Source organism: Actinomadura sp. KC06 (assembly GCF_004348735.1).
GTDB lineage: Bacteria > Actinomycetota > Actinomycetes > Streptosporangiales > Streptosporangiaceae > Spirillospora.
The window spans coordinates 1-4,111 of record NZ_SMKT01000319.1 but is presented as its reverse complement, the minus strand read 5'-3'; the positions used below and the strand labels follow the sequence as shown (position 1 = coordinate 4,111).

Sequence of the window (4,111 nt, the reverse complement as noted above, 5' to 3'; positions counted from 1 at the left end):
CCGCCACCCCAAGCGGCACCGGTCGCAGCCGCGCCTGCCCCACAGACTCCCGCACGTCCTTCCGCGACACCACACTCCGGAACACACCTTTGCCCCGCCTACGCAAGCCCCGACGCGAGCTGTCACGCGAGCCCCGACGCCAGGCCCCACGCGAGCCCCCACGCGTGACGGACATGGCGGGCGAGGCGCCGCCGCGCGCCCCAGAAAGCCCACCACCGGCCGTCCCATGGACGTCTCCACCGCCCGCACAGACGTCCGCAGCACCAGCCGAGACGTCTTCACCACGTCCGCGAACGTCCTGGTCACCTGCGCAGACGTCCTCATCGCCTGGGCGGACGTCCTCCTCACGTCCGCGGACGTCCTGGTCATCTGCGGGGACATCGTCGTCACCTGTGCAGACGTCCTCATCGTCCACACGGACGTCCTCGTCACCTGCGGAGACGTCCTCCTCACGTCCGAGGACGTCCTCGTCCCGCGCGCGCCCGTCCCCAGCGTCCACCGAGATGTCCTTGTCACCTCCGCGGACGGCCTCATCACCTGCAAGGACGGTCTCATCGCTCGCAGGGGCCTCATCGTCGTATGCACGGACGTCCGGGGACGGCCCGGCCGGATGTCGGCCAGCTGGGACGTCCCCGACGGAGCGGCGGCGCTGAGGACTCACGGGCGGACGTCCATCAGGACAGGGGCAGTGATCACTGGACCTTCTGCACCGCGTCGCCGATCGACTTCACGAACTCGGGCAGGCGCGGACCCCACCGGGAGGCGACGTCGTCATCGAGCTCGACCACGCCGTTGTTCTTGACCGCGTCCAGATCCGACCAGCCTGGCCGCTTCCCGAGCGTGCCGGCGTTCTGCCCGCAGCACTTGGTGTCGGCCAGGAAGATCAGGTCCGGGTCCTGCTTGAGCAGGTATTCACGGGACAGTTGCGGGTATCCGCCGCTCGCCTTGTCCGCCGCGTCCGCGATGTTGCGGAGGCCGAACAGCCCGTACACCTGGCCGACGAACGTCTTGGACGTCACGGAGTGAAGCTGGTTGTCGAGCTCGTGGTAATAGGTGAGCCCCTTCCCCTTGGACGACGCGGCGATGGTCTTCTGGATCTCCGCCCGCATGCCGTCGACGACCTTCTTCGCCTCCTCGGTGTGCCCGGTCGCCTGCCCGAGGTCGCTGATCTCGTCGTACGCCTCGTCCAGACTGCTCGCCGCGGGTTCCAGCAGGACGGGGACCTTGACCTTCTCCAGCGCCTTCACGATGCCGTTCAGGTCGTCGGACAAGACGACGAGGTCGGGCTTGTAGGCGATGACCGCCTCGGCGTTCGGCTTGAAGCCGGACAGCTTCGTGCGGGGCGCGTTCGCCGGGACGTTCGAGTAGTCGTCCACCGCCACCACCTGCGGCCCGGCGCCGATCGCGAACAGGGTCTCGGTGTGCGTGGGGGAGAGCGACACGATCCGCTTCGGATCTGCCGGGACCTTCACCGCGCCGTTTCCGGCCTGGACGGTGACGGTCTTCGCGCCCGACGTGCTGTCCTTGGTGTTGCCGTCGTCGCCGCCACATGCGCCGGCGAACGCGACGACGCCGAGCGCCATCACCGCGACGAGGGAACGTACGGGTCTCACTGAAGCCTCCTGGCTGCAGGGAAGCCGCGGCCCGCTCAGGACGGATCGCCCTTCCACGAGGTCGAAAATCGTCGGCGCGCGAGGAGGCGACCTGGCTCGGCCCTTTCGGGGGCACCACAGTTGCGGGACAGCGCCGGGTTCACACCGGACTTCGCTCCTGGCGCGCAGCACCGTAACGGTATCAGCCACCGAATCCGAATCTGCCCTGCTCGTAGCGGGATAGTTCACTTCCCACCCGTACGACCGAAAACGCACTCCGCCCGTTCCCGCACAACTCGCACCGCGAAGCCCGCCGTCTCGCAGACGCATGATCCGGCCAGCGCGGAACCCGGGGAGTCCCGAGCATGTAGCGCAGAGCCCTCAGCCGCGCGCCGGTCCGTCCCTTCGAGGACGGACGCGGCGGCGACGGCCGAGCTGGCCCAGCAGGATCGGCACGGTGATGCACGCAGGCGACCCCGATTCGTGCGCCCGCCCGCCGTCAGACGCGACGCGGATCACCCGTCCTGTCCCGTGGATCCGAGTTCCCACCACGCATTCCGCCGCCGTTGGGCACCGGCACCACGCCGCTACACCGTCGCCGCACCCCGCCGCAGCCGCCGCGCTTGCGGTCGGGGCGGCGCTTGCGGCAGGCAGTGATGGTCTCGGCTCAGGCACCATTGCCTCAGGGCGCCATCACCTCGGCTGCCTTCCCCGCGTGGCACAACCGCCGCCACCACCCTTGGCCCGCCCCGCCACGACCACTGGCCCGCCCGTTGAGGGCGGCATGCGTGGCCCGTTGCGCCCCGGCCCCTGGCTTGCATAGAGCGACGAACTCACCAAGGACAGAGACTTCGGGTGCCATTGCTCTGGCCGACACAGCCCTCACTCATATTGCCTCGGCCTTGTTGTCGCACCCACTGTCGTCACGCCGGTCGCTGGGATGGCCTGCGAGGCGTTGCTGACGTGGACGGACGGAGCCGCTGTTCAGGGGTGGCGCGGGTCATCGGCTGCGGCTCGGTCCCTGGCCTGCACGAAGAAGTCATGTAGGTCGGCGACGTCGGGCAGCTGCTGCATCGGTCGCGCAGCTCCGAACGGGGCGTTCCAGAACGAGCCTTGACGCGTATTCCACGGGCCGGCGTACGCATATGGCTCGTCCAAGTAATCGTCGCCCAGGCTTACCCCGTAGTTGACCTCGTCGAGAGTTACCCCCACGTCGAAGTGTTCAGGCCAAAGCACTGGCGTGGAATCCGGTGCAAGCCTGGTGAGAGCCTCATGACCTCGGACGAAACATTCTGCGATGTAGTGCACCGCCTGGGCGTCAACACCGAGGACTTCGTCGAGTCCGACGCCGCTGCCGTTCTTGTAGAGGTCTTCCGCGCCACCCGCATCGATGCCCACCGCCGCCGCGAGTTCTCTGCAGGTGGTGCCGTTCAACGGGATTTCTCGGTCACCCGCCACGAGCTCCGTCCCGTTCACCCGCAGGTCGGGGTCTTGGACAGTGCCGAACCCGCCCCGGGCGATCCTCAACCGGATTGTTCCGCTCTGCCTGTACTGCGGCCCGGCGAGCACCAGCTCCGCCACTCCGTGCAACGAACGACGGGCTGTTTCCAACGTTTGCCGATCGACGTCCATGCTCCGTCCTTCGCTAGGTCGCGCTCGCGTCGCCCAGACAATCACACACTGTCCGGTTCCCTGCTCCGGGCCGCGTACTGCTCCGCCAGTTTCCGGTCGTTCTCCGCCCACCTGCGATGCCGGGCCGCCGACTGCAAATGCAACTCGGCCTCGTCCGGGTCGACCGCGGCCATCTGCTCAAGCAGAATCGCTGCCCGGTCATGCGCTTGCGCCGAGGAGACCATCGCCTGTCGCGCGTAATCCTCGGTCTCACGCCTGCGCTCCGCGGGACCGTCCGGCAGCTCACCGCCGCGGACACCGGTCGTCCGCCGACTCCCGCGCGCCTTCAGCGGAAGCGCGCGTTCTTCGCTGCCCATACCAGCCAACCCGGCGCCCCAGCCCGTCGATCAACCAGCCCTCCAGACACGTTCGACTATCTACCCAGCAACCCATCCGTTCAGCCCACCCCAAGGCACTCGCCCGCAGACACCGCACACAACCCAAGACAAATCCCCTCCCGTTCCACCGTTCCGATCAGGCGATCAAAACCGCGATGAAACCATGCCTTGCACCGAGGCCCCTTGTGGAGGATTCATCGTTCTTAACAGCCTTCAAACACTGGCCGTATTCGAGGTGATCGGTGGGCCACTTTCCGGGGAACTGCTCCAGCACCTGCTTGGTCAATCAGGTCCAACACAATCGCCGGTCAACTCCAGGCTCATTCGCGACCTGAGCCACCAACCAGACCCTCCGGCATGGCTTGGGTGCCGGGACGTTCGCATTGGCCGACCGGTCCGCCCGCGGTTCATCGGATCCTGCGTCGCCTCCCTCGCCATCGTTGCGCGCGGTGCAGTCTGGCGCGTATCTGGGGGCGATATTCGCGCCGGTGCTGTGGTGGGGTGGGGTGG

General features: G+C 67.7%; 3 protein-coding genes. All 3 read right to left on the bottom strand.

The window, feature by feature from the left end:
* Positions 1–692: 692 nt before the first annotated feature.
* Positions 693–1,613, bottom strand: a complete 921-nt coding sequence (locus E1287_RS42305; protein ID WP_131971628.1) for an ABC transporter substrate-binding protein — start codon at positions 1,611–1,613, stop codon at positions 693–695.
* A 963-nt stretch (positions 1,614–2,576) separates the two neighbouring features.
* Entirely contained in the window at positions 2,577–3,173 is a 597-nt protein-coding gene (locus E1287_RS42300; protein WP_207934801.1) for a hypothetical protein, read from the bottom strand.
* A 92-nt stretch (positions 3,174–3,265) separates the two neighbouring features.
* A complete protein-coding gene (locus tag E1287_RS42295; protein WP_131971624.1) occupies positions 3,266–3,580 on the bottom strand; it encodes a hypothetical protein in 315 nt (104 codons plus the stop codon).
* Positions 3,581–4,111 lie beyond the last annotated feature (531 nt).